18 protein-coding genes and 2 pseudogenes are annotated in these 24726 nt (G+C 70.4%); 8 read left to right on the forward strand and 12 right to left on the reverse strand.

All coding sequences use genetic code 11. The annotated features are described in order from the left end of the window. Positions 1 to 57: 57 nt before the first annotated feature. From AB0I22_RS33680 to AB0I22_RS33705, 6 genes are all read left to right on the forward strand, one after another. Positions 58 to 1353, forward strand: a complete 1296-nt coding sequence (locus tag AB0I22_RS33680) for a D-tagatose-bisphosphate aldolase, class II, non-catalytic subunit (protein WP_363134800.1) — start codon at positions 58 to 60, stop codon at positions 1351 to 1353. Further along, positions 1350 to 2528 (forward strand): SIS domain-containing protein, encoded by a 1179-nt coding sequence (locus tag AB0I22_RS33685; RefSeq protein ID WP_363134801.1) that lies wholly within the window; start codon positions 1350 to 1352, stop codon positions 2526 to 2528. The genes AB0I22_RS33680 and AB0I22_RS33685 overlap by 4 nt, the downstream gene beginning before the upstream one ends. Positions 2529 to 2577: 49 nt before the next feature. Next, positions 2578 to 3570 (forward strand): BadF/BadG/BcrA/BcrD ATPase family protein, encoded by a 993-nt coding sequence (locus AB0I22_RS33690; protein WP_363134802.1) that lies wholly within the window; start codon positions 2578 to 2580, stop codon positions 3568 to 3570. Next, positions 3567 to 4526 carry a DMT family transporter gene (locus AB0I22_RS33695; RefSeq protein WP_363134803.1) on the forward strand — a complete coding sequence of 320 codons (960 nt, stop codon included), beginning with the start codon at positions 3567 to 3569 and terminating at the stop codon, positions 4524 to 4526. The genes AB0I22_RS33690 and AB0I22_RS33695 overlap by 4 nt, the downstream gene beginning before the upstream one ends. Positions 4527 to 4620: 94 nt before the next feature. After that, positions 4621 to 5472 (forward strand): ketose-bisphosphate aldolase, encoded by an 852-nt coding sequence (locus AB0I22_RS33700; protein ID WP_363134804.1) that lies wholly within the window; start codon positions 4621 to 4623, stop codon positions 5470 to 5472. Between the two features lie 203 nt (positions 5473 to 5675). Then, positions 5676 to 6536, forward strand: coding sequence for a nucleotidyltransferase domain-containing protein (locus AB0I22_RS33705; RefSeq protein WP_363134805.1), 861 nt, complete (start codon positions 5676 to 5678; stop codon positions 6534 to 6536). Positions 6537 to 6764: 228 nt separating this feature from the next. Here AB0I22_RS33705 and AB0I22_RS33710 read toward each other — a convergent pair whose 3' ends face one another. From AB0I22_RS33710 to AB0I22_RS33765, 12 genes and pseudogenes are all read right to left on the reverse strand, one after another. Then, complete coding sequence (locus tag AB0I22_RS33710) at positions 6765 to 7211, reverse strand: transposase (protein WP_363134806.1); 447 nt, start codon at positions 7209 to 7211, stop codon at positions 6765 to 6767. Between the two features lie 37 nt (positions 7212 to 7248). Next, positions 7249 to 7455, reverse strand: coding sequence for a hypothetical protein (locus tag AB0I22_RS33715; RefSeq protein ID WP_363134807.1), 207 nt, complete (start codon positions 7453 to 7455; stop codon positions 7249 to 7251). A gap of 714 nt (positions 7456 to 8169) precedes the next feature. After that, positions 8170 to 8646 (reverse strand): hypothetical protein, encoded by a 477-nt coding sequence (locus tag AB0I22_RS33720; RefSeq protein WP_363134808.1) that lies wholly within the window; start codon positions 8644 to 8646, stop codon positions 8170 to 8172. A gap of 63 nt (positions 8647 to 8709) precedes the next feature. After that, positions 8710 to 9114, reverse strand: a complete 405-nt coding sequence (locus AB0I22_RS33725; RefSeq protein WP_363134809.1) for a hypothetical protein — start codon at positions 9112 to 9114, stop codon at positions 8710 to 8712. Then, the gene (locus AB0I22_RS33730) at positions 9111 to 10097 is read right to left on the reverse strand and encodes an ATP-binding protein (protein WP_363134810.1); all 987 of its coding nucleotides are present in this window, start codon (positions 10095 to 10097) and stop codon (positions 9111 to 9113) included. Before AB0I22_RS33730 ends, AB0I22_RS33725 begins: the two co-directional genes overlap by 4 nt. A gap of 113 nt (positions 10098 to 10210) precedes the next feature. Beyond that, positions 10211 to 12332, reverse strand: a pseudogene (locus AB0I22_RS33735) (Mu transposase C-terminal domain-containing protein). A gap of 13 nt (positions 12333 to 12345) precedes the next feature. Continuing rightward, positions 12346 to 13197 carry a TnsA-like heteromeric transposase endonuclease subunit gene (locus AB0I22_RS33740; RefSeq protein WP_363134828.1) on the reverse strand — a complete coding sequence of 284 codons (852 nt, stop codon included), beginning with the start codon at positions 13195 to 13197 and terminating at the stop codon, positions 12346 to 12348. A 221-nt stretch (positions 13198 to 13418) separates the two neighbouring features. Further along, positions 13419 to 15287: pseudogene (locus AB0I22_RS33745) on the reverse strand (Helicase associated domain protein); the annotation flags it as partial. A gap of 25 nt (positions 15288 to 15312) precedes the next feature. Further along, the gene (locus AB0I22_RS33750) at positions 15313 to 18882 is read right to left on the reverse strand and encodes a helicase associated domain-containing protein (protein ID WP_363134811.1); all 3570 of its coding nucleotides are present in this window, start codon (positions 18880 to 18882) and stop codon (positions 15313 to 15315) included. Positions 18883 to 18897: 15 nt separating this feature from the next. Beyond that, complete coding sequence (locus AB0I22_RS33755; protein ID WP_363134829.1) at positions 18898 to 19908, reverse strand: TniB family NTP-binding protein; 1011 nt, start codon at positions 19906 to 19908, stop codon at positions 18898 to 18900. 32 nt (positions 19909 to 19940) lie between these two features. Continuing rightward, the gene (locus tag AB0I22_RS33760) at positions 19941 to 22166 is read right to left on the reverse strand and encodes a transposase (protein ID WP_363134812.1); all 2226 of its coding nucleotides are present in this window, start codon (positions 22164 to 22166) and stop codon (positions 19941 to 19943) included. Further along, positions 22163 to 22942 (reverse strand): TnsA-like heteromeric transposase endonuclease subunit, encoded by a 780-nt coding sequence (locus AB0I22_RS33765; RefSeq protein WP_363134813.1) that lies wholly within the window; start codon positions 22940 to 22942, stop codon positions 22163 to 22165. The genes AB0I22_RS33760 and AB0I22_RS33765 overlap by 4 nt, the downstream gene beginning before the upstream one ends. A gap of 322 nt (positions 22943 to 23264) precedes the next feature. On the opposite strand from AB0I22_RS33765, the gene AB0I22_RS33770 reads away from it, so the two are divergent. Further along, on the forward strand, positions 23265 to 23678 hold the full coding sequence (locus tag AB0I22_RS33770) for a hypothetical protein (protein ID WP_363134814.1): 414 nt from the start codon (positions 23265 to 23267) through the stop codon (positions 23676 to 23678). A gap of 533 nt (positions 23679 to 24211) precedes the next feature. Next, positions 24212 to 24424, forward strand: coding sequence for a hypothetical protein (locus tag AB0I22_RS33775; RefSeq protein ID WP_363134815.1), 213 nt, complete (start codon positions 24212 to 24214; stop codon positions 24422 to 24424). Positions 24425 to 24726: the final 302 nt, after the last annotated feature.

Raw genomic sequence — 24726 nt, forward strand, 5'->3', positions numbered from 1 at the left:
AGCCGCAGGCCATGACGGCACATTGGCTTGAGATGCACGTTGAGTAAGGGGTTGGCAATGCAGAGCCCATTGAGCGAGGTCGTCCGGCGTCAGAAGGCCGGACAACCGCAGGGCATCACCTCGGTGTGTTCGGCTCATCCGCTGGTCATCGAGGCAGCAGTGGTGCAAGCACGGGAGACCGGCGGTCATGTACTGGTGGAGGCGACCTCGAACCAGGTCGACCAGTACGGCGGTTACACGGGCATGCGTCCCGCGGACTTCCGCGACCTCGTGTACGGCATCGCCGCCGAAAGCGGTCTGCCACTGGACCGCGTGATCCTCGGCGGCGACCACCTCGGACCGAACCGGTGGCAGTCCCTGACGCCCGACGAGGCGATGGAGCGGGCCGACGCCCTGGTCGCCGCCTACGTGGCGGCGGACTTCACCAAGATCCACCTGGACTGCAGCTTCGCCTGCGCCGGCGACCCCGTACCGCTGACCGACGACCTGGTCGCCGAACGCGCCGCCCGGCTGATCCGGACGGCCGAGGAGACGGCCGGCCCCGAGCGGGCCGAGCGGATCCGGTACGTGATCGGTACCGAGGTGCCCACCCCCGGCGGCGCGCACGAGACCCTCGACGCGCTCGCCCCGACCACGCCCGGGGCGGCACGTACCACTCTGGAGCAGCACCGCAAGGCGTTCGCCCAGCACGGCATCGACGAGGTCTGGCCGCGCGTCATGGCCCTCGTCGTCCAGCCGGCCGTCGAGTTCGACCATGTGCGGGTCGTCGACTACCGGCGCGAGCTGACCGAGGAACTGCGCAAGGTCCTCGACGACGAGCCCACCATGGTCTACGAGGCCCACTCGACCGACTACCAGACCGCCGAGGCGCTCACCGCGCTGGTCGAGGACCACTGGGCGGTCCTCAAGGTGGGCCCCGGGCTGACCTTCGCCCTGCGCGAGGCGCTGTTCGCGCTCGCCGCGATCGAGGACGAGCTGGTCCCGGCCGCCGAGCGGTCCCGCCTGCCCGAGGTCGTCGAGGAGCGGATGCTCGCCGAGCCCGCCAAGTGGGAGGGCTACTACCCGGGCAGCGCCGCCGAACAGCGCCTCGCACGCCGCTACAGCTACAGCGACCGGATGCGGTACTACTGGCCCGACCCTGAGATCGAAAAGGCCCAGGCCCGGCTGATGGACAACCTCTCGGCCGTGGACATCCCGCTGCCGCTGCTCAGCGCCCACCTCCCGCTCCAGTACGCCCGCGTCCGCCACGGCGAGCTCGCCGCCCGGCCGCGCGACCTGGCCGTGGACCACGTCCGCGACGTCCTGCGCGACTACGACCGCGCCTGCCACCCCGACCTGATGGAGCACGTGTGACCACGCCCTCCGGCGCCCTGTCCCTGGACGACGGCGCCGCCCACACCGTCCGCGAGATCGCCCAGCAGCCCGCCCTGTGGCGGGAGGTCGACCGGATCGTCGCGGCCTCCCGGGAGTCGCTGGACGCCTTCGTGCGTCCGCTCGTCGCCCGCGGTGACCTGCGTGTCGTACTCACCGGCGCCGGCACCTCCGCGTTCGCCGGCCAGGTGCTCCAGCCCGCCCTGGCCCGGCGCCTGGGGCGCCGCGTCGACGCGGTCCCCACCACGGACCTCGTCGCCGACCCCCGCGGCGCTCTCGCCGAGGACGTTCCCACGCTGCTGGTCTCCTTCGCGCGCTCGGGCGACAGCCCGGAGTCCGTGGCCGCCACCGCCCTGGCCGACCAGGTCCTCTCCGAGGTGCACCACCTCGTGATCACCTGCAACGAACAGGGCCGGCTGGCCCGCGAGCACGCGGAGCTGCCGAAGTCCCACGTGCTACTGATGCCGGCCGCGTCCAACGACCGCGGTTTCGCCATGACGTCGAGCTTCACGTGCATGACGCTCGCGGCACTGCTCGCTCTCGGCGGCAGCGCCTACGACGGGGTCGCCGGACGCCTGGCCGAGGCGGTCGAGTCGATCTGCGAGAGCGACGCCGTGGACCGCACCGTCGGCGCCCTCGTGGCCCGCGCGCCCGAGCGCATCGTCTTCCTGGGCAGCGGCCCGCTGAAGGGCCTCGCCGAGGAGTCGGCGCTGAAGGTGCTCGAACTCACCGGCGGGAGGCTCATGGCCGTCTCGGAGACCTCGCTGGGATTCCGGCACGGTCCCAAGGCGGTGCTCAACGACCGTTCGGCCGTCGTGGTGTACATGTCGAACGACCCCTACACCCGCAAGTACGACCAGGACATCTCCGCGGAGCTGCGCGGAAATCTTCCCGCCGGCAGCGTCGTCACGGTCTCCGCGGGCCCCGTCACGGTCTCCGCGGGCCCCGGCGCGGAAGCGGAGGGCGACGATGCCTGGCCGCTGCCGGGCCTCGACGGCGTCGAGGACGTCGCCCTGGCACTGTCCGCTGTGGTGTACGCCCAGCTCATCGCCCTGCGCGCCGCCCAGGCCCGGGGCCTGCGGGCCGACAACCCGTTCCCCTCGGGTGAGGTCAACCGCGTCGTGCAGGGCGTGACCCTGCACTCCTTGCACAACTGATCAAAGGCATCAACGGCGCGGATCCAGGGCGCCGGACGGAGGTACAACGATGTTCCTAGGTGTCGACGGCGGCGGTACGAAAACCGCATTCTGCCTGGTCGACCGGGGCGGACAAGTCGTGGCGCGAGCGCAGGCGGCAAGTTCGTACTACTTCTCCCACGGCATCGAGCTCGTCGAGCGTGTGCTGGGAGAAGGCGTCGACGCTGTCTGTGCGGCGGCCGAGCTGACCCCCGCCGACATCGAGTACGCCTTTTTCGGCTTGCCCGGTTACGGGGAGGCGGCCCGCGATCTGCCCGTCCTGAACGCGACCCCGCGAGCCGTGCTCGGACACGACCGCTACGCCTGCGACAACGACATGGTCTGCGGCTGGGCCGGTTCACTGGGCGCGGTCGACGGCATCAACGTCATCAGCGGCACCGGCTCCATGACCTACGGCGAGCGGCTGGGCCGGGGCGCGCGCGTCGGCGGCTGGAGCGAGATGTTCGGCGACGAGGGATCGGCGCACTGGATCGCGGTCCGCGGCCTCAACGCCTTCTCGCGGATGGGCGACGGACGGCTCCCCGAGGGCCCCCTGGCCGAGGTGTTCCGGCGCCACCTGGATCTCGCGTCCGACCTCGACGTGATCGACGTCGTCCACAACCAGTGGCAGGGCGACCGCGGCCGGATCGCCGCGCTCAGCCGCTCGGTGGCCGAGGCGGCCGGTCTGGGCGACGAGGCCGCCTCGGCGATCCTCGCCGAGGCCGGCCGGGAACTCGCCCTGCTCGTCGAAGTCACCCGCGAGCGGCTGGAGTTCGGCCCGGACGAGACCGTACCGGTCTCCTACTCGGGCGGCACCTTCGGCGCGGACGCGGTTCTGGAGGCGTTCGCCACCGGACTGAAGAGTCGATTCACCCACTACGAACTGCGACACCCTCTGTACGAGCCCGTCGTAGGCGCCGCCCTGTACGCGGCGAAAATCGCCGAAACCCCGCTCGACCAGCCCGCGCTCGACGCGCTGCGCATGGCCTCCGGGATCTCTGCCCCAGGAGGAGAAGACCGATGAACGCAGGCAAGAAGAGCTGGATCCTGTACGCGTCGCTGCTGGTCCTGTTCTGGGGTGTGTGGGGCGCCTTCTCCAGCGAGCCGAACAGCAGATACGGCTACCCCAACGAGATGATCTACATCATCTGGGCCTTCACAATGCTCATTCCCGCGTACTTCGCGATGCGCGGCAACAAATTCGACCGCCGGCCTGTCGCCGCCGTGTACGGACTGATCGCGGGACTGACCGGCGCCGGCGGCCAACTCCTGCTGTTCCACGCGCTCGCCAACGGCCCGGCGTACCTGATCTTCCCCCTGGTGTCGCTCTCCCCGGTGATCACCGTCCTCATGGCGATGGCGCTGCTGCGGGAGCGGATCAACCGGCTCGCCCTGGTGGGCGTCGTCGCGGCGCTGGCGGCGATCGTGCTGCTCAGCATTCCCAGTGGCAAGGACGACTCGAACTCGCACGGCCCGTGGCTGCTGATGGCCATCCTGATCTGTATCGCCTGGGGCGTGCAGGCGTTCTGCATGCGCAAGGCCGCGGTGGTCGGGGTCAACGACGCGACGACCTTCGGCTGGATGACCATCAGCGGACTCCTGCTGGTTCCGGTGGCGTTCGTGATGATGGGCGATTTCCCCTCCGACGCTCCGTGGCAGGCGCCGGCACTCACCGCGGTGACCCAGGTCCTCAACGCGGTCGGCGCGCTGTTCCTGGTCATGGCGTTCAGCCGGGGCAAGGCCACGGTCGTCGCCCCCATCACCAACGCGCTGGCCCCGGTGCTGACCATCGTGCTGTCCCTGGCGGTCTACCAAACGCTCCCGAACGTATGGGGCGCCCTCGGTATCGTGCTGGCCCTCGCGGGCTCGACCCTGATGGTCTACAGCGACGAGAAGAGCGGCGAGGACGCCGAGAACTCCGCGGCCCCGGGCACGGCGGACGACGGCGCGGACGTGAGCCCGGTCCCGCAGAAGTCCTGACCGCCCACATATCCGTACCGGCCGAACCACGCAGCGTACGGGCCGACACCGGCCCGTACGCACCGAACCGACATGAAAGCGAGGGGACACCCCTATGCCCCTGGTTCCCACGCGCGAACTCGTCTCGAAGGCCGCCGCCGCGGGCCGCGCCGTCGCGGCGTTCAACGTGATCACGCTGGAGCACGCCGAGGCGATCACCGCCGGCGCCGCCGCCGCGGGCGCCCCGGGGGTGATCCTGCAGATCAGCGAGAACGCCGTACGGTTCCACGGCGGCCGGGTCGAGCCGATCGCACGGGCCGCCGCCGAAGTCGGCAAGGCCTGTGACGTCGACGTCGCACTGCACATGGACCACGTGACGGACATGCGGCTGCTGCGCACGGCGGCCGACGCGGGGTTCTCCTCCGCGATGTTCGACGCCGGGGCGCAGCCGTACGCCGAGAACCTCGCCGCCACCCGCGCCGCGGCCCAGTGGGCCCACGGCGCGGGCCTGTGGCTGGAGGCCGAACTCGGCTACGTGGGCGGCAAGCCCGACGCTCCCGCGAGCGCCCACGCGGCCGGGGTGCGCACCGACCCGCAGGAGGCGGCGCGCTATGTCGCGGACACCGGCGTGGACGCCCTGGCCGTCGCCGTCGGCAGCAGCCACGCGATGACCGAACGCTCCGCCACCCTGGACCACGCGCTCATCGAATGCCTGCGGGAGGCCGTGCCCGTACCCCTGGTGCTGCACGGTTCGTCGGGCGTCGGCGACGACGACCTGCGACAAGCCGTTCAGGCGGGCATCGTGAAGATCAACATCGGTACCGCCCTCAACGTCGCGTTCACCGGCGCGGTCCGCGAGACACTGGCGGAGCGCCCCGACCTGACCGACCCCCGCCCCTACATCACCCACGGCCGGGAGACGATGGCGGAGACGGTCCGGGTCCTGCTCGGTGTGGTGAGCGGCTGAGCGGGGCCGAGGCTTTCCCCGCAGTTGATGTCGCCCAGTCGGTGACGGCGGACCGCGTGGTCACGAGGGCACCGACGCCACCAGCGTGAACTGCGCCCTAAAGAGACCACCGTGCCCCACCCTTGGCCGTGCGCCCCGCAGTAGACCGGCTGTACCGTAGCCCAAGGTGCACCGGCACCCGCACCGGCCAGCGGAGGTCTTCCGTGAAACGCGAGCGCGCCACCACGCTCCTGAACGACATGCTCGACCGGCTGGAGCAGGGAGGCTGGCCGCTGGACCTCGTCGACGAGATCCTCGTCTTCGGCTCCTATGCACGCGGCGCACTGAACCCCTCGGACGTCGACCTGGTCGTGGAGCACCGCAGGGACGACCGTCTCGTCTCCGAGTTTGTCCACGCCCTGTCCTACGGCCGTGACCCTTCCGCCTCGATGAAGCGCGCCTTGAAGGGCAACAGCCGCGGTCTGCAGATCCACTTCGGTGAACGCAAGACCCTCGAAGCGGAAGGGTTCGAGCTGACCTTGCTATGGACACGGGGCGAACCCGTCGATGCCGCCCGCACCCGGCTCGCCGCCATCACCCCCGACCCCGAGGCAGGCCGGGCCCCACGCGACCACATGATCGAAGCCTTCGACGGCATCGACCGCTGGGTCCCGCGCCCGGTCCGCGTCGATCTCACCGACCTCGTCGACCGCAAGGCCGCCACCATCCGCCAACTCCAGCTCCCCGACGCCGAACCCGCTCATCCCGCAGCCCTCGAAACCCTCACCCGCTGGAGCGAGACCAGCCCGCTGCGCCGCGCCGCGGCAGCCGTCCTCGCCCATCTTGAAGCCACAGCCCGCCCCCTCGACTCCGTCTACCTGCACGGGGAACCGGTCATCGGCAGCCGCTACAGCGGCACCACCTGGCAGACCGGCGTCGGATTCGGCTGGAGCCACCACCGCAGCATCCTTCACCACCTGCAGGGGGGCGTCGACTGGTTCGAAATCATCCGCCCCACCCGGACCCAACCCCTGCACACCCTCCACATCACCGCCCAGGACCGCTCCGCCCTGCCCCGCCTGTGACGGACCGCCCATGCCCCGGTGAGCCCCCGCCGGCCGGCGTTGTCGTCCGGCAGACCGGACGACAACGCTCGCGTCAGATGCCCTGGGCGGCACCGTATTGACGAACGCCTCACCATCGGATGCACACCACGCTCCTGGCGCACGCGGTTACGGATCTCTTCAGGCAGGCGTGTCGATGTAGGCGGCCAGCCGTTGCTGCCAGACAGCGTCCCCTCGAGCACGGCAGATCTACTTGAGGGTGCCGTCGTCGAGCCAGCGAAGGAAGCGGAGCCGGCAGGCATGGAAGGGACCCAGAGCTGGGGGAAGCCGTGTCCACGCCTGTCCGGCGCAGGCGATGTGGACGATGGCTTCCAGGATCCGCCGTTCGCTGCGGGGACGGCCCCCGGTATGCGACCGCGCGGGCAGCAGCCCGGACAGCGTCTGCCAGGCGACATCGCTGATCCGCGGCCGCCACACCGGCATTCCGCCTGTCAAAGACAGCAGTTCATCGACCAGACGCCGCCGCTCTGGCAACAACAGTGTCCGTCGCGCACTCTGCTCCCGCAGCCAGGTGGTGATGTGGCCGTCGCCTGGGGCGCCGGGCCACCACTCAACACCGTCCGGGGCCCAGTCAGGTGGTAGTGGGAGGCCCACCACATGCATTGCCAGGCCACCGGCCAGGGCGGGTTCCACCATGCATCCAGGCGTCGAAGCTGTTCCGTCTGCTTCACGGTCAGTGACGTCGCGTCGGCACGCCGGTTGGCCAGCCACCGACCCGGATCGAACCCTCCCGCACCCCGCTGGCGGTGTGCGCGATGGCCGAATGCCCGAACCACTCCACATGACGACGGACCTGCTCAAGTCCGTCGGTAAACAACTGCGCATGCCGTTGTTCCAGGCCCTGGCCGTGCCCGGCCCTCCGCGGCACCGCCAACTTCACCCGCCATCCTCGAGCCGCCGGTCCGCCACGTCCTGCTGTACCCGAAGCCTCACGGGAGCCTGCGACTGCGCCCAGGGGGTCTGCCAGCCGGCGCAGATCCGTTCCTACTTCCGTCGGCCGGTGCGCGCTGTGTACCCACCACCGTCCGTACCACCGCACGAGCCCAGGACGCCAACGGGCCGCCATGGCCGTCCCAGACGCTCGCCCAACGCGGCAGTAAACCGCTCATCATCACCCCGGCCGCGCACCAGGGCACCCGCACCGCTTCCGGCGGCCAGCTGCTGCATCCGCGGATCCACCAGAGCTTCCGCGATCGCGACGACCTCCGGAAACACCACCACATCCCGTACCGGCAGCCGCCACTGCTCAACGCCCCAGCCCAGCGGATCCGGACACCACCGGCGCGTAGCCGCAACCACCTGCTGCACACGCGGCTCCCACACCGCGCCCCCTTGCGTTGTGACGGGCCGGTGATTTTCAGGTGGTTGGGCTGTTGTGGTCTGGTGTTCTGCCTTTCGGGGTGGGATTCGGGTCGGTTGAAGCGGTTGGGTTCGGGTGTGGTGGGCGTGGCTTGGGGCGTGTTCGGTTTGGTTGTTCGGGGGCTTGGTCTGCGGTCCGGTAGTTGTGCGGGATTGATCTTGTGCTTCTCGTAGGTGTGGTGGCACGTCTATGGGGGCTGCGCTCTTGGGGGCTTGAGGTTCCGGATGGTGCTGGTCAGTGGCGTGTGTGGGTGAGGAAGGCCCGGAGGGGGTCGTTTGCGTTGCTGGCCAGGCGGGGCAGTTCGAGTCGGTGGGCGATGAGGTTGAGGGCGTCGTCGGTGCCGCGGCGTAGCTGGCTCGGCAGGGTGGCGAGTGTGACGGTTTCCGGGTAGATCACCAGATCGCGGGTCAGCAGGGCGGGGGAGGCGCTGCCCGTGGTGGTCAGGTGGGGGTTGGCGGCGCAGAGCCGGGTCAGGCGGGTGTGCCAGCGGTGGGTGAGGTGTTGCTGGTGGTCGTACCAGCGGGTGGTGATGGCGCGCACCGCGGTCCAGGCGGTGCTGGCGCGTGAGTGCCGTAGGAGGCGCTGGTGCGCGTGGTGTGCGGCGGTGAGTGTGGGCGCTGCCCAGGTCCGGATGGTGGTGGTGAGTCGTGGGTCGGGGGCTGCTTGGTGGTGGCGTGGGCACATCAGCCGGTGCGGCGGCCGATGAAGCAAGGCGGTGTCGGTGGTCTCGTGGCTGCGGTGGCGGGTGCACAGGGTGCAGGCGCGGACGGGCTGCTACTCGGTCTCGAGCCGCTTCCAGCGCGCGGCTGCTCCGGCGCCGTGGGCGTTGCCGAGCAGGGCGAGGTGGGGCAGAGCGTGCGTCAGGTGGGGGAGCGGGGCGCAGGCCAGGGCGGCGAGGTGCCGGGCCGCGCGCGGAGTGAAAGTGAGTTCGGCCGTGGGCAGGGTGCCGTGGCCGTGGAGGGTGATGCCGGTGCCGCCAAGGAGCTGGGGGAGCGTCAGCCGGTAGGTCTCGGCGAGGCGTTGGGTGTGGGAGGCGGTCGCTTCAAAGGGCAGTGGCCGTACGCGGAGCACGCCCGGCGCGGCTGCTGAGGGGATCCGCAGCCATGCCCCCGCGACGACGATGTGCTGTGCGGCGCCGCCCCCTGCTGCGGCGCGGGTTGTGACGTCTGTCCGGCTCATGACGTGCCGGTACTCCGGCTTCGCGGCCGCGGGTGGGGGCGGTAGTGCTGTTCGGCGAGGTGGTCCAAGCGGATCGCGCCGAGGGTGGTTTTGGCGATGCGTTCGGTGCCGTCGATGAGGGCGGTGATGGCGGCCTGGCGGATGAGGCGGGCGAGACTGCCGATGCGGCCGGCGGTGCGTTCGTGCAGGTAGGGGGCCAGCTTGGGGAGGGTTCCGGGCCGGTGGTGGCGCAGGTCGAGCGCGCTCTCGATCGCGGTGATGAGGTCGCGGAAGGGCTCTTCGTCGCCGAGACGGGCGGGGAAGGCGGCGCAGTCGATGAGGGAGGCGCGTCCGGCGAGCTGGGCGCCGCGCACTCCGGTGAACAGGGGGGTGGTGGTGACGTCGATACCGGCGTAGACGAAGGTGGCGCCGATGCGTTCGGTGAGATCTTTGAGCAGGTCGGCACTCTGGGCGCCGGTGGTGGTGCGGGGGTTGAGCCGGTGGATCTCGTCGATCAGCACCAGCTGGACGCCCGCGGCGGTGTAGGTGTGGCAGACCGAGTTGGTGATCTGGGCCTGGGACATGCCGGCGGCGACGGGGATGCCGAGGTAGCGGGCGAATTCGGCGGCCAGGGTCTTCGCGCTCGCGGCGGGCGGGACCAGGACGTAGGCGACGGGAACATGCCCGGCCGCTGCTGCAGCGCCGTGGCGGCGGATGTGGGCGAGATGGCAGGCGCGCCCGACCTGGAGCAGCGCGGTGGTCTTCCCGGCGCCGGCGGGGCCGGTGACGATCAGGGACGGCCGTGCGGTGACCGTCTGATGGCGGCCGAGGATCATCAGCATGCGCACGTTCTTGGCGAGAGCGTCGATGGCCGGGGTGCGCACGGTGACGAACCGCGAGTGATAGGCCAGGCGTTCCTCAAGGCTGCGGTGCGGCGTGCCGGGTGGGGGCGGAGCCGCCCCGGGGGTGGTGGCGAAGGCCTGGAAGCCGTCCCAAGTGGTCACCGCCTGTGGCTGCGGATCCTGGCCGTCGTCGGCGCTTGCCGCGGCACCGGGAGACCGCTCCGCCGTCGACAGTGACTTGCCGGCCCGCGCATCGCTCGTGCCCGGCGAGGCGTTCACCACTGCTCGGCTTCCGCTTCGGCGTCCCACAGCCCATACCCGCCTGCCGTTCCCGGCAGCCCGCTGGCGCCCTCCGGCTCGCTCGTGCCGGTCTGGGCCGCGGTGTCGACGCTCATGAGGTCGTCATGGCTCTCGCTCCAGTCCGGTGCCGGGGCCGGTGCGGCCTCTGCGCCGAGTGGGCGCCGCTGGCCTGGAAGATCGGGCAACTGTGCTGCCGTACCGGAGCGGGAGGCCCTGCGACGGCGAGTTTTCTGCTCGGTCTCGGCGGGGTGGCGGGTGCGGCGCAGGAGCTGGTCGAGGGCGTCGGCGAGGTCGGCTTCGTGCTGGTCGCGGTCCCCGCGTTGTTCGATCTCGGCCTGGACGTGGCGCCAGATGGCGTCGTTGAAGGGCTGGTGGACATGGTCGCGGTGGACCCACGGGATTTCGTGGAGCTGTCCGTCGGTGAGGCGGACCCAGATCTGGCGGGCGTCGTGGGGGTTGTGGTGGACCTCCCACTTACCGTCCCTGGCCACGATGGGAGAACGCTGGCTGCGGTGGGGATCGAGGATGTCGTGGTTGTAGGTGCGGTAGTCGAGGCGGATGCCGCGTTCGGTGACGGGCTGCCAGCGCACCGGCAGCAGGTCGAGGTAGTCGGCCCCGGTCAGAGGCACTGGCACGTAGCCGCTGATGGTGATCAGCGCGGCCCACAACTGGTTCGGGGTGAGGGCGGTTTTGGGCAGGACGGGGTGGCGCAGTCCGTCGTGGGGCCGGTTCTGCCAGCCGCAGGTGATCCATTCGTCGAGGAAGTCCTGCAACTGCCCGCTCGTCCACCGTGCTTCGGCCTCCGTCGCTGAGCCGCCGGCGCTGGGGGTTGGAGCCGGTGTGGCCGGCGACGTGCTGGCAGAACAGGTCGTTGATCGAGCCGAAGGTCCGCTCCACCACGGCCTTGGCCTGCGGCCGACGGGGCAGGGCTGGCTGCACGCTCACCCCGAGCGTCTCGCAGGCGGCGGCGAAGCCCTGCGAGAGGTAGATCTTCCCGCGGTCGACGACGATCGTCTCGGGCACGATCACCGGCCGCGCGGCCGCTCCTTCCAGCCGCTCGTCCAGTGACAGCATCCGCTCATAGGGCACTTCAGCCCGCGACAGGTGAAGCGGGGTGGGCCAGGTGGGGCGGGCAGGATGCGGAACAGCCATCTCGGCCAGGAGCAGTGCGGCGTCGACGGCTTTGGTGCTGTGCGGGCGCAGGACGGCGGCCAGGATGGAGCGGGTGGCGACGTCGACGGCGATCGTCAGCTCCGGCCGGCCCAGGCTGCCGTCCTCCAGGACGGCCATGATGTCCAGGCGGGTGGTGTCGATCTGCACCTGCTCCCCGGGCCGCAGCACCACCGGCGCCGACGAGGCGCGGGCGGGTGCGGTGGCGGTGCGTGCCGGGCGTCCCGGGCGGTCGGCCGGGTCGGCCAGCACGCTCACCAGCCGGTAGAACGTCGAGCGTGACGGCATCTCCACCACCCCGCGCCCATGGGTGTCCTGAAGGATCTGCCCGACCAGTACCTGCAGTCCCTTCACCGTCCCCTTCGACCGGCCTCGCTGGCGCCGCAGCGCCTCCAGCACCGCGGCCACCACCCGCTCATCCGCATATTCCGTCGGATGACGGCCGCGGGCCGGCACCGCACGCTTGTCGACCAGCCCCCACAACCCCTGCTTGCGGTAGGCGTGCCGCATCCGCTGCACCGTCGTACGCGTCACCCGCGCGAAGCCGAGCGCCGCCAGCTCCTTCGCCTTGGCCACTTCCCGCTGCGCCAGCGTCCACCGCTCAGGGGCGTATTCCGGCCGCATCGTCTGGCCGTCACGGCCACCCTCAGGGTGCGGCCATCCGGTCTCGACCTTCCGGATGTGGGGCAGCCAGGCCAGCGCCCGCTGCTGGGCCGCCACAGGAACGGTCTCGAACAGTCCCCACTGCGGCACCGTGCCCGGCGCCCGTGCGCCCACTACTTCGAAGCCCGGATCGGCGAACAACCGCCCCAGCAGCAGTCTCGTTTCGGTGCCGTCCTCCTGCAGCAGGTAGACCTGCTGACCCTGTAAGGCGGCGACCTGCCAGGTCTGTCCCCGGTAGGCGACGTGCGCGCCGACCTCCACCACCGGCCGCTGGCTTTTACCGTGTGTGCCGCGCACTGCGCTCACCCCTTCCTCGGCCGCCCCCGGCGCCCAGATGCTCTTCGACGCCCCCACCACCACGTTCTGCGTCAGTGCAGACCAGCGTCTCCTCGTGTAGCGGCTCATCAAGAGGCGTCGTCAGATGCCCGCACCACAGCGCGTGATAGACAGCTGGCAGGACCTGCAGAGGATCACCCACCGATACTGCCCCGTCAGCCAGTGGCCGGGGCCCGGCGAACGCTTCGGCCAGCGCGGCCTGCAACTCGGGCGGGCCCTGATTGCGTGGGTGGCGGTAACCGGCCAGCCATCGCAGGTTCGCCGCCACCACCGCTGGAGGTGGTTCCAGGCGCCGGTAGACCCAGCCGACGCAGGCACACGCCGCCTCCAGAACCATCCGCGCCCGCTGCGCCCTGTCTGCCACGGTGGTCGGGCTGGAGGGACAGTCGGCGAGCAGGCCGGTGCCGTCGGCGTACCGGGCAAACAGCTGAGGCACCCACGAGCGCACCCGTCCGTCGGCATCCCGCCACAGCAGCCGTACCGGACGTGCGGACAGACCGGTCACGTCCGGATCCCGGTCCAGGACCATCAGCTGGGTGCGCATTGCTGCCGAACCGTGCACGACGTGCCGTCCGGTGGTGGCCGACCACCACCAGCCCGGCCCCCATCGGCGGCCCGGAACGACCGGAAACGCGGATACCGGTGCGAGATCCTCGAACCGCACCGACGCCGCCTGATCCCACGGAAGTCGCGTCACCTGCCCGGCGGCCGTGGCGAACGCGGCCTCGATGCCCGCACCAGCGCTCCCTGCGGCAATCTGCTGCACCTGCCTGCTGTGCTCGTGCCCCTCCACACTTAACAGCCAAGTCCATGGCGGGCTGCTGAATGCCGTGATCCGGATCCGCCACCCGAACGGGTGAACGGCGGCCACGATGCCGAGCTCCTGCACCCGTGGTCAGAGTGGGAAGGCACGCAGTTCCGGCAGGAGCCGCTGCTGGCCGGGCAACAAGGTGTGGCGTTGAGCGAGCTGTTCGCTGAACCAGGAGCGCAGCGTGGGCGGTGATTCGAGATCGATTACGTCGCCCATTCCATGCCGAGCTCAGCAAGCGCTACCCGCTGTTCGGCGGTGAGTTTGTCGCGCCGCGCCTTCGTGTTGGAGATCCATACGCCGAGCTTGACGGTTACCGGCTCCGTCTCGCCGTCGACGGCGATTTCCTCAGCGTGGGCGCGCGGTACCGGTCGGCTTGTGCCTTCCCGCTCTACCCACTGCGTGAGGGCCGCGAGTCCGCGGTGGAATGCCTGCTGCGCCTTGCCCGGGCCCTTCGTCGCACGGGCCGCCGCCGGGGCGGGAGAGGGAGCTTCCGGGGCTTTGATGCCCAGCGCGGTCAGCAGTTCCTGCTGCTCGGGCAGGAGCTGCGCCCAGGTGCCCGGTTCCTGCTGCCGCCACCTCCAGGTGCCGATGTCGTCGCCGTCGAAGGTGACGCCCGGTGCGATGTGGGGGAGGTGGCCGTCGGCGTCGATGAGGTCGGCGAGGACGCGGTAGTGGCGCTGCCAGTCCAGGGGCCAGGGGCAGTCCCAGTCCGGGTCGATTGCCGTCAGCTGCTTCGCGCGCTCCGCTGCCCGCTGCGGGTCTTTGCCCAGGCCGTTCTTCGTGCCCTTCCGCCGGAGGTTGGCCATGTGCTGTCCGATGGGCGTCATCGTCTCGTCTTCGCCCCATACTGCGTCCTGGCGGGGGGCGAGGTGCCCCGTCGCCAGGCGGTAGGAGTGCAGCGCGGCGAGTTTGGTCTCCCATGCTTCGTCCCCGGGTTCCCACACCATGCCCTCGTCGTCCAGTTGCTGTTTGCGGTGGTCTTCGAGTTCGCCGGCCCGCAGCGCCTTCCGCTGCTGGTGGACCCACCGGCCGAGTGGGAAGTCCTTGGTGATGCCGACCTCGACCTCGGTGTCGTACGGGACGGTGTGGACGCCGGTGATTTCGTTCTCCTTCCGCCAGCGGATGAGGGCCTGGTAGCCCTCCAGCCACACCAGGGACTCAGGCCGGTAGACCCGGGTGCGCAGGAAGGCCGCGATGGTCGATGCGTCGCGCGGGCTGGAGAAGTGGAGCAGGGCCGACTCGGCAGCGGCGTCGGCGCCGTCCTGCTCCTGGTCCTCGCCGTCGCCTGCGCCGCCGGCCCCGACGATCTGCCCGTCCTCGTCACGACGGACGTGGACCTTGCGCTTGCCGCTCGTGAGCGCGCGAGAGGCGAGCTGCTCGACCAGGCGCTCATCATGACTGCGGAGGCCCTGGAGAACCGCTACAAGGGGGCGGAAGCTGGCGCTGGCGACCATGTCGGTCGGGTCCTCGTTCGGCTCCAGGAAGACCGGCACGATGATCCTGGCCACCTTGGTGGAGCCGTCCTTGTTGAGCCTCAGCGCCCGGCCGATGTTCTGCACGATCTCCACCTGCGAGCCGCGGGTGTCCGCGAAGCAGACGGCTTCCACGCCTCGCTCGCCCGTGATGTCGACGCCTTCCCCGAGGACGCGAACGCTGGCGAGGAAGGCGCGGTGGACCCGGCGTCCGGCCGCGTCGATGCCGTTGGCGAACTGGCGCAGTGCCTCCCGGCGTTCGGCCACCAGGTGGTCGCCGCACAGCCATGCCGACCACACCCGGTCCGGGGGTACGTGGCGGCCGGCCTCCAGCTCGTAGAACTCCGCGTCGATGGAGGACTGCGGCAGCTTGTCGGCGGCGGCCAGGTCGGCGTCGGAGGTATCGGCGGCGTACAGCTCGGCAGCGGTCTCCGGCAGCTTCTCCGCGAACGCGGTGGCCTCCTCCACCTTCTGGTGGAACGTCATCACCGTACGGAGGTTGTACGCGGCGGCGTGCTCCAGGAGCGCGGTCTGCAACAGGGCCAGGCGCCGGCCCCGCCGCGCCTCCTCCGACTCCCCGAGAACCGGCGAGGGATCGCGGTTTGTCGTGGCTCGTTCCATCTGATCAGTATTCGGGGTGTTGAGCTGGGCTGATCAGTTGGCTGGTTGGGGCTGGCGGTGTGGTCTGTGGTGGCGAGGGGCTTGACGTTGCTTGCGGGCTGGGGGTGGGCGGGGTCTGTGAGCTGTGGGTTTCCTGCTTCGGGGTGGCCGTAGGTCCGTTGGTCGGTTCTATTGGTTGGCGGGTCAGTTTCGTTGGGCGGCTGTTGTAGCTGATCAGGGGTGTGGATTCGTGGATGCCGAGGGTGCTCAGGAGGTGTTGTTGGTGGGGGTGGAGCTGGTTCCAGGCGCGCTGCTGGGTGCGGATCCATTTAGTGGTCGTGCCGGGGAAGGTGTGGCCGGCGGTGTGGTGGGCGTGGGCTTGGTGATAGCTGTGGTTCCAGGAGACCCGCCAGGGTGGGTTCCACCACGGGTCGAGTGCGGTGAGCTGTGTGTCGTGGGGCCAGGGCAGGCCAGTGCGGCGTAGGTGGGCGACGGCGCGTTTGCGCTGCTCGTACAGCCACCAGCCCAGGGGGAATCCGTCGTGTTCGGTGGTGTAGTGGGCGGTGCCGAGTCCGCCGTGAGTGTGTGCGTAGGAGCGGGCGTAGGGCAGGCCGCCGTCGATGGATGACGAGACGGTTGTGGGGCGCGACCGGCTGGCGCCGGTTCTGCGGCGCGTGCGTGTTTCCTGCTGGGGGCGGGCGGCGTGTGCGTCCTGGGGTGTTATGCCGAGGCCGGTCAGGAGTTCCTGCTGGCCCGGATGGAGGTCGTCATAGTTGGTGCACTGGGTGAGCAGCCATCTGGTGGCGGCTGGAGGGAGTCCGGGGAAACCTGCGGCCGCGTTCAGAGCGTGGCCGTGGATCTCGTTTCTGACGGCATGGTAGGTGATTTGCCATGGTAGGCCCCAGGATGGGTTCCACCATGAGTCAAGGACGTCGAGGGCCTCGGCGCGACGGTGGGGGAGTCGGCCGTTGGCGGCCCGTTTGCGTTGGTGGGCGAGCCATGTCCCCAGCCGGTAGCCGTGGTGGTTCGCGCTTCTGGGCACGGCGAGGTGTCCGTGTCGGGCAGCGTAGGAGCGGGCGTGGCCCAGGCCGGTGTCGAATGAGGATTGCTGGGTGACGCGACGGGGCCGTGCGGTGGGGGCATTGGTGGCGGTGATGCCGAGTTGCGTGAGCCTGTGTTGCTGCCCCGGGTGGAGGTTCTGGTAGGCGACGCACTGGGTGTAGAGCCACTGCCCAGTCCAGTCGGGGGTGCCGGGGAATCCTTGTGCAGGGAGGAGTTTGATCCCGTTCTCGACGAGTTTGCGGGCGGTGCGGTGGTTGATCTGCCAGTCCCCGTTCCACGGTGGGTTCCACCATGGGTCGACGGCGGCCAGCAGCGGGTCGGCCGGGTAGGGCGCGGCGAACTTGGCGGTGTGAAGGCTGGCCTGGTGCCGCTGGCGGGCCAGCCAGCCTCCGACGGGGAAGCCCTCGTGCCGGTCGGAGGGTGATGCGTTGAGGTCACCGTGCAGTGCCGCGTAGGAGCGGGCGTAGTAGAGACCGGTCTCCAGAGACGGCCTGTGGGTGGCGGGGTTGGGGCGGGCGGCTGCGACAGTCTGCTCAGTCAGTCCGACGGTCGCGAGCTGTCGGCGCTGTTCCACTGCCAAGCCGGGGTAGGACACACATTGGGTGTATAGCCATTGACCGAGTTCGTCGTCGAAGGCTGCAAAGGCGCTTTCGGGGTCGAGGGGGTGGCCGGAGCGGACAAGATCGCGCACGGTATAGCAGGCTCGCTGCCAGTCGGAGGGCCAGGGCGGTGCCCACCACGGATCCATTGCGTCCAACTGCTGTGTGAGGGCGGGATCGAGAATGCCGCGCCGGGCGCGTACGCGGAGGTTGGTCAGCCATTGGCCGATGGGGAAGCCGGCGTGCGTATCGGCAGCGCTCGCACAAAGGTGCCTGTGCTGCTGCCAGTAGGCGCGTGCGTTGCTCAGGCCCTGGTCACGGGCCTCGGCGAGGTTGCGACGCCGCGGCAGTGCGTGGCGGGCGGCCTCGGCACTGATGCCGATCTGAGCCAGCAGTCTGCGCTGCTGGGGGTGGAGGCTGCTGTAGACCTGGCACTGCCGGTACAGCCAGGTGCCGAGATTCTCGCTGGTGCCCGGGAAGCCCTGCTCGGGTCTGATGTTGGTGCCTGAGTCCAGCAGCCGTCGTGCGCGCAGATAGATGCGCTGCCACAGCGTGCTCCACGCAGGATTCCACCACGGGTCAAGAGCGGCCAGGGCCTGGCTGCGCTCGGGGGAGAGCTGGGGGCCTGCGGCGCGCTGGTTGGCCAGCCACAGGCCGAGTTGGAACCCGTCCTTTTCGTACCGGTAAGGAATGCAGAGGTGGCCGTGTTCGGTGGCGTAGATGCGGGCGTGGCGCAGGCCGCGCGCGAACCCCTTGGCGGTCTCGGCCACGTCTGGGGCCGGCGCCCCCTCCGACTCCGTGTTTCCGGGCGCTTCGTCGACGGGCCGGGTTTCGGCCAGGAGCCGGGTGATCGGTGCGGGCCGGTGAGGCGGGGAGACGTGCCATATGCTGCGTGTCTTCGGCTTGTGCCCGGCGCTGGTGCGTACGCAGGCACGTACCCAGGCGTTCAGCGGGCCTGTCGTGATGGCGCTGAGGCGACCGGCGATCCACGGCCGCTCAAGGCGCCGAGCCAGTTCGTCCACGAGGCTGGGGACATCGGCGAGCGCGTGCGGCTGATGCCGCCCCGCGTCATCGAGTAGCCGCTGCTGCAGGCTCGGGTCGGCGAGGGCCGCGGCCAGCGTGACGGCTTCGGGATAGGTCACCGCATCCCGCGCCGCGGCACGCCAAGCGAGGCCGTTGCCGGGTGCCATCAGCCGCAGCCGGTCGGGCCAGAGGATCTCTTCCGGCCAGGGCTCGTCCCACCACGAAGCCATGATTGCCTGCGCCACGGTGAACGCTTCGCCGGCGTGCACAGAGCGCCGCAGCAGCCGTACATGACGGCGCTGGGCCGCCCCGTTCTGCGGTACATACCGTAGGTCCAACTGCCCGGGGTACGCCGTTGCCCCGTCGACGACGGGTGTTTCCAGCATCCAGCACTGGTGCTTGACGCATACCCGGCCGTGCGGCAGCAGGTAGCGGCGTGCTTCTTCCCGGCCTCGTGTGGCGGTCGCGGTGCAGGCACGGCATCCGGGGCCGGTCGGCGGGATAGTGGCTGCGGTGCGGACCCAGGCGGCTGGCCCGTTCCCTAGCCTGCTCGAAGGGACGTCTCTGCCCCAGGCCGGCAGGGCACGGTGCAGGTGTTCTTCGGGCATGCGGCAGAAAGCGGCGACCGCCGCCCGGGCCTCGGCGTTGAAGACCACTTCTCCGTCGGGCCGCACCGTGAACAGGTTGGGCCGCCGTCCCACGTCCACGAGCGCGCCGATGAGTTCTTTGGCCGTGAGCTTGTACCGGGAGGCGACTCTGCTCATGAACGACAGCGTCGTCTCGCCGTTCAGCGGAGCGACACGCACCGCTCCCAAAGGCGGTCTGTGCAGGGGTAGTTCGTTCTGCTCGCGCTGTGGTGGCTGCGAATCATCCCTGACGGCAGGTTCCATCAAAGGGCTGGTGGTCTTCACCGCTGGTCCGCCTCGTCAGGATCCAGTGCCGTTGTTGCGGGGGCGCGGGAGGCGTTTTCGGGGCGGGCGGGCTTGCTGCTCCGCGCGGATGTCGAGCTGGATGCCGGCCAGGAGCCGTTTGGTGATCTTTTCGCTGCCGTCGAGGAGGGCGGTGAGGGCGGCTTCACGGATGAGGTGGGAGAGGCTTCCCATGACTCCGCCGGTGCGCTGGTGGAGGTAGTCGGCGTGCCGGGCCAGAGTGCCTTGGGTGTGGTGGCGCAGGTGCAGGGCGTTCTCCATGTCGGTGACCAGGTCCAGCCAGGTCGCGCGCTGTTCGGCGCTGCCGCAGGACAGGGCGGTGTTGCGGGCCAGGGTGAAGCGGCCTGCCAACTGTGCGCCGCGCGGCCCGTTGAGTAGGGGGGATGCCTCGACGTCGACGCCTGCGTACACGAAGGTCGCGGGAATCCTCTCGCCGAGGTGCTTCATCTGGTCGGAGGTCTCCGCGCCGGCCCGGGTGCGGGTGTCGAGCAGGTGGACGTCGTCGACGAGGACCAGCGCGGTGCCCAGCTGGCACAGCAGGTGGCAGACGGCGTCGGTGATCTGCGCCTGGTTCATCCGGACCGCGATGGGGATGCCGAGGAACCGGGCGAACTCCGATACCAGCATCTTGGGGGTGGAGGCGGGCGGCACCGCCAGGAACACCACGGGCAGCCGGTCGGTGCGGCCGGGGTGGCGGTACTGCTCGGCGAGTTCGAAGGCGCGGCCCATTTCCAGCAGGGTGGTGGTCTTGCCGGTGGTGGGCGGCCCGGACACGATCAGTCCGCGGCGCGCGGTTCCCTGCTGGCGGCGGTTGAGGAGCATCAGCCGCCGCACCGACAGCGAGATGCGCTCCATCGCCGGGGTGGTCAGGACGACGAACCGGGAGTGGTAGTCCAGGCGTTCCTCCAGCGACCAGTCCTCGCCAGCCTCTGGCGGGGGCTGCAGCGGGGGAGTGCCGACGAACTGCTGCCAGCCCTCCCGCGTGGTCGGCGGTGCATACGCCGCCATCTCATCTGGGACGGGAGCGCCGTCGGCGACTGTTACCACCGGGTTGCCTCCTGACGGGCGTCGTAGATCCGGGACGGGCGGGGGACTGCGGCCGCCTTGGGTGGCTGTTCATCCGCGCCGGGGGCGTCGCCGGCGTCGTCTGGTGTGCCGAGCGGGTCGGCATCCTCGTCCCAGCCGTCCTCGAACTCCTCGCTCACGGCCTCGCCTTCCTCGCCATCGTTCTCATCGAGGCTCGTCGGGGTGAAGGCGCCGACCAGGCCGTAGGACAAGGTCGGCGCGGTGAGGAAGTCGGGCGGCTGGTGGGCCAAGGGAGTGGCCAACGATGCTGCGGCGCCGACGGGCGCCGCGACAGGCTGGGCGAGGGATGCCGCGGCGCTGGCCCGTGCTGCGACGGTCCGCTCGCGGCGGGTGCCTTCACCGTTGCCGGCCCGTCTAAGGAGACGGTCCAGGGCCTGGGCGAGCTGCTGTTCGTGTTCGTCGCGGTCGGTGCGGCGTTCCACGATGGCGCGGATGTGCCGCCAGGTGAAGTCGGTGAAGGGCAGGCTGACACGCTCCTGGTGGACCCAGGGGATCTCCTGCCAGCCGTCGGGGAGTCGTACCCAGATCTGCTGGGGGGCGTAGGGGTTGTGGTGGATCTCCCACATCCCGTCCGAGGCGGTCGACTTGTGCCCGCGGTGCGGGTTGAGGACCTCGTGGTCGTAGGTGCGGTAGTCGAAGCGGATGCCGTAGTCGTTGATGCCCAGCCGCTTGACCGGCATGAGCTCGATGTAGTCCTCCGCGCCCAGCAGCACCGGAACATGGCCCGTCACGCCGACCAGCGCGGCCCACATCTCGTTCGGCGACACCGCGAGTTTGGGGGCCAGCGGGTGTCGCAGCGAGGCGTGCCGGCGGTGCTGCCAGTCCGTGACCACCCACTCGTCCAGCAGGTCCTCCACCTGGGGAAGCGTCCAGCACGCCTCCCCCTCGACGTTGCTGCCGCGCTGGGTGACGTCGGAGCCGGTGTAGCCGGCGACGTACTGGGAGAAGCGGTGGCCGATGGTGAGGAACGTCCTCTCGACGTTCCCCTTGGCCGGGCCGTTGGCCGGCGGCGCCGGCTGGACCGATACCCCCAGGCTCTGGCACGCCGCGGTGAATGAGGCGGAGATGAACACCCGGCCCTGGTCGACGATCACCGTCTCCGGCGTGATCACCGGACGGGCTGCCGCCCCCTCCAGCCGGGCATCCAGCGACACCAGCCGCTCGTAGGGGATGACCGACCGCGACATCGCCAGCGCCTCTTTCCATCCCGGGCGCATCCGCATGGGTGTCACCATCTGCGCCAGCAGGACCGCCGCGTCCACCGACCCGGTGCCCATCGGCCGCAGCACGGTCGCACAGATGCTGCGCGTCGCCACGTCCAGGGCGATCGTCAGCTCGGCCTTGCCCACCACCCCGTCGGCCAGGACCACCATCACGTCCAACGGGGTGCTGTCCAGCATCACTAGCTCACCGGGCCGCAGCGCCACCGTCGGGGTGAACGGCGCAGCAGGCCGCGAGGAATGCCGGCGCCGCTGCGCCGCGGTTCCCAGCAGCCCCTGGCGGTCGGCGAGGGCGTGCACCAGCCGGTTGAACGTCGAGGCCGGCGGCACCTTCACCACCCCAGCACCGTAGGTGTCCTCCAGGATCCAGCCGACGGTGCGCCGCAGCCGGCTCAGCGTCCCGGTCGACCGCTCCTTCTGCGCCTGGAGCGCTTGCTCGATCGCGGCGACCACCCGCTCGTCGGCCCGCCCCACCGGTGAGCGCCGCCGGGCGGCCCGGCCGTCCACCAGACCCCACAGGCCCTGCTCCCGGTAGCGGGTCCGCATCCGCCGCACCGTCACCGCACTGGCCGGCTGCCCGGCCGCCGTCAGTTCGGCGGCCTTGGCTTCCTCCCGCTCGGCCATGGTGCGCAGGGCCGGATCGAACGCGGGGCGCGGCACCTGCGCCTGCCCCGGGACGGGGCACCCGGTCTCGACCTCACGCACATGCCGCTCCCAGGCGTATGCACGCGCACGCACCTGCTCGGGCAGTTCCTCCAGAAGCCCGAAAGGGGGCACGCTGCGCTGTGGGGCGCCCACCACTTCGAAGCCGGGGTCGGCGAGCAGGAAGTTCGCCAGGACCGTGGCGACGGAGTTGTCCGCGTCGATCAGCTTGACGCACGGTCCTTCCAGCATGACGACCGTCCAGGTCCGCTTCGCGAAGCGGACCTGTGTTCCGGGCTCCAGCACGGTGTTGCTCATGCTTGCCCCCGCCCCCGCGACTGGGGGACCGTCGTCACGGTCACCCGCTCGTGCAGGGGCACGTCGAGGGGAGCTGACACGCCGCCGTGCCACAGCGCGTGGAAGATCACCGGGAAGACCTGAACCGGATCGCCGAGTTCCCGCACCCCCTCGATCAGAGGCCGCGGCTGCCGGAAGACCTCGGCCGCGCGTACGGCCAGTTCGCCACCCTGGTAGCGGGGATGCCGGTACCCGGCCAGCCAGCGCAGATTGGTTGCGAAAACCGGATCCGGAGGCCGCAGGACCTGGTACTGCCAGCCCACCGCAGCAGTCGCGGCCTCCATCACCGCCGCCCGGGAGGCCAGGCGCGGCGAGATCTCCCCGTGCCCGGCGCAGTCCGCCAGCAGACCCCTGCCATCCGTGAGGCGGGCCATCAGATGCGGTGCGTGCCGCACTGGGCCCCCGTCACGCTCAGACCAGGTGAGTTCCACCGGGCGGCACGCAATGGCCACCACCGAAGGGTCATGGTCCAGCAGCATCACCTGGGTCCGCATCACCCCGGACGCGTAGTGCACCAGCCGCCCGTCGGTCGCCGACCACCACCACCCCGGCGCCATCCGCTTGCCGCGCCGCACCGGGAACCGCCGCACCGGCCCGCACTCCTCCAAGCAGACACCACGCGCGGCCTCCGGCCACAACGTCCGCTGCTCGGTTCCCGCCTGGTCGACGAACCGAGCCTCCAGCCCGTCGCCGATCCTGACCAGTAACTCCGCGGCCGCCTCAGCATCTGCCGGCATCTCATCCGACATCCCGGTGGGGCGACCGGATGCGAGAACCGGCTCACGGACCGCCGCGCGCGCCGGCCGGTCGCATCCTCCGCCCGCCGGATCAGATGCCCGAGGACCGGCATCCACTGCGGCCCGCGCACCGCCGTGCGCTCCCTCGATCTGCAGTGGCGATGCGGATAAGGCGGAGCAGCTGGGGACCGGCGGGTGGTGCGTGTCGATCATGTGCTCCAGTCAAGCGTGCCCGTGTGCGAGAACCGCCGAATTCGGCCAACCTCCGCCGCACACCGACCGGTTCGCCCAGACTGCCGATGATGGCGCCGACGGGCTGCCGGTGTCAGTGCAGACCCCTGCCCCGCCCATCGCCCGCCCCGCCGAGGCGGCCCCCGGCCGCGGCGACTTCCTGCCCGGCCCGGATACGACGGGCGTCTTGGTCGACGTAGATGTCGCTGGTGCCTGCTGCCGCGACACTCTCGCCCTGGCCCTCGAACTCGCCCGCCACCTGGGCGCGGACAGCACCGTCCACGTGACCGCGGCTATCGTCACCGCCGAACCGGTACCCATGACCCCGGTCGTTACCGAGTACGGCGGCTTCCGGGCCGTTCCCGACCAGGCCCGCCGACCGCGCCGCATCCAGCCCGTGACCACCCTGGTCTCTCCCACTGACGAAGACGATCTGCTGCGCGAGACCGCCCAGGAGACCTTCTCCGACCTCATGCACCAATTCGGCATCACCGTCCACCTGTAGACCGACGGCACGCACGGCCGTGCACTGTTGCCGGAACATCGGTGGGCAAGCCAGATATCGTGGGCGGCCGCAATCCTGCGCGGTTTCAGCCGATTCTTATGGCCATCTCGCCTCATCCCGTGTTGTTGAAGCTCGGCTGCACTGTCAGTGCCCGCTGCGATGCTGTCCGCCATGGCAACAGACCACGGCCGAGTGCCAGACCGACTGGTAGACGTCACTTGGCAGGGCTGGCACCGTACCGGCGGCGGCAAATACCGCGCGGACTTCGGAGCCCGGAGGAACCTGGCGGACTCCACGCTCGACCACTTGGAGGACACCCGTGGCCCGCTGCGCCCGGTGGTGTCCGCACCAGACCAGGACGCCGAAGCCGTGCGCGCCGCTCTGCGCCGGGCTGGGAGGGCGGCGGCCGGTTCCTTACTGGTGGCGGTCTACCGGCTGACCGAGCGCGGTACGAGCAGGCTGCCTTCGCCCGGAGGGACCCGTACGCGGACAAGCTGTACGCGGGCGGGGAGGGCTCGTGGCAGAGCGAGACGATGCAGTCCTTGGCCCAGGGCATCGGTGGTGACCTCGCGAGGAAACCGAAGCGGTACAACAAGGCGGCGGTCGCGGCACTGACGGGCGTCATAGACAGCTGGGTGACCGGCCCGCACTGGTATGTGGAGGTCGCCGGGACGCTGAGTCGCCTGTTCGGCGAGGTCGCCGACGCTGTCGGCGGCTGGAGCAAGGTGGCCGACCAGTGGCTGTAGCCAGGAAAAGCAGTCGGCCACACCGAGCACGTCATCGAAGCGGTTCACGACTATCTGATGAGTACCGCCGCCTCGCGTCATGGGAGCGCACGGCCCGACTGGGCACGGACCAGCGCCGGCTGTGGCTGCGCTGGCTCCTCTCCCGCCTGACGACGACCACGGATTGGTGACGCCCCGGAGCCGGGCGTCACACGGCCGCGGCGACATCATGCACAAGTCAAGTGATCGCCGGTTTCTTTCCGGAGCCTGCGTCACCTGTGTGAGGAGCATCGCCATGACGCACGCCTGTAACGCGCCCGGCT

Origin of the sequence: Streptomyces sp. NPDC050610 (assembly GCF_040654875.1) — a bacterium.
Lineage (GTDB): Bacteria > Actinomycetota > Actinomycetes > Streptomycetales > Streptomycetaceae > Streptomyces.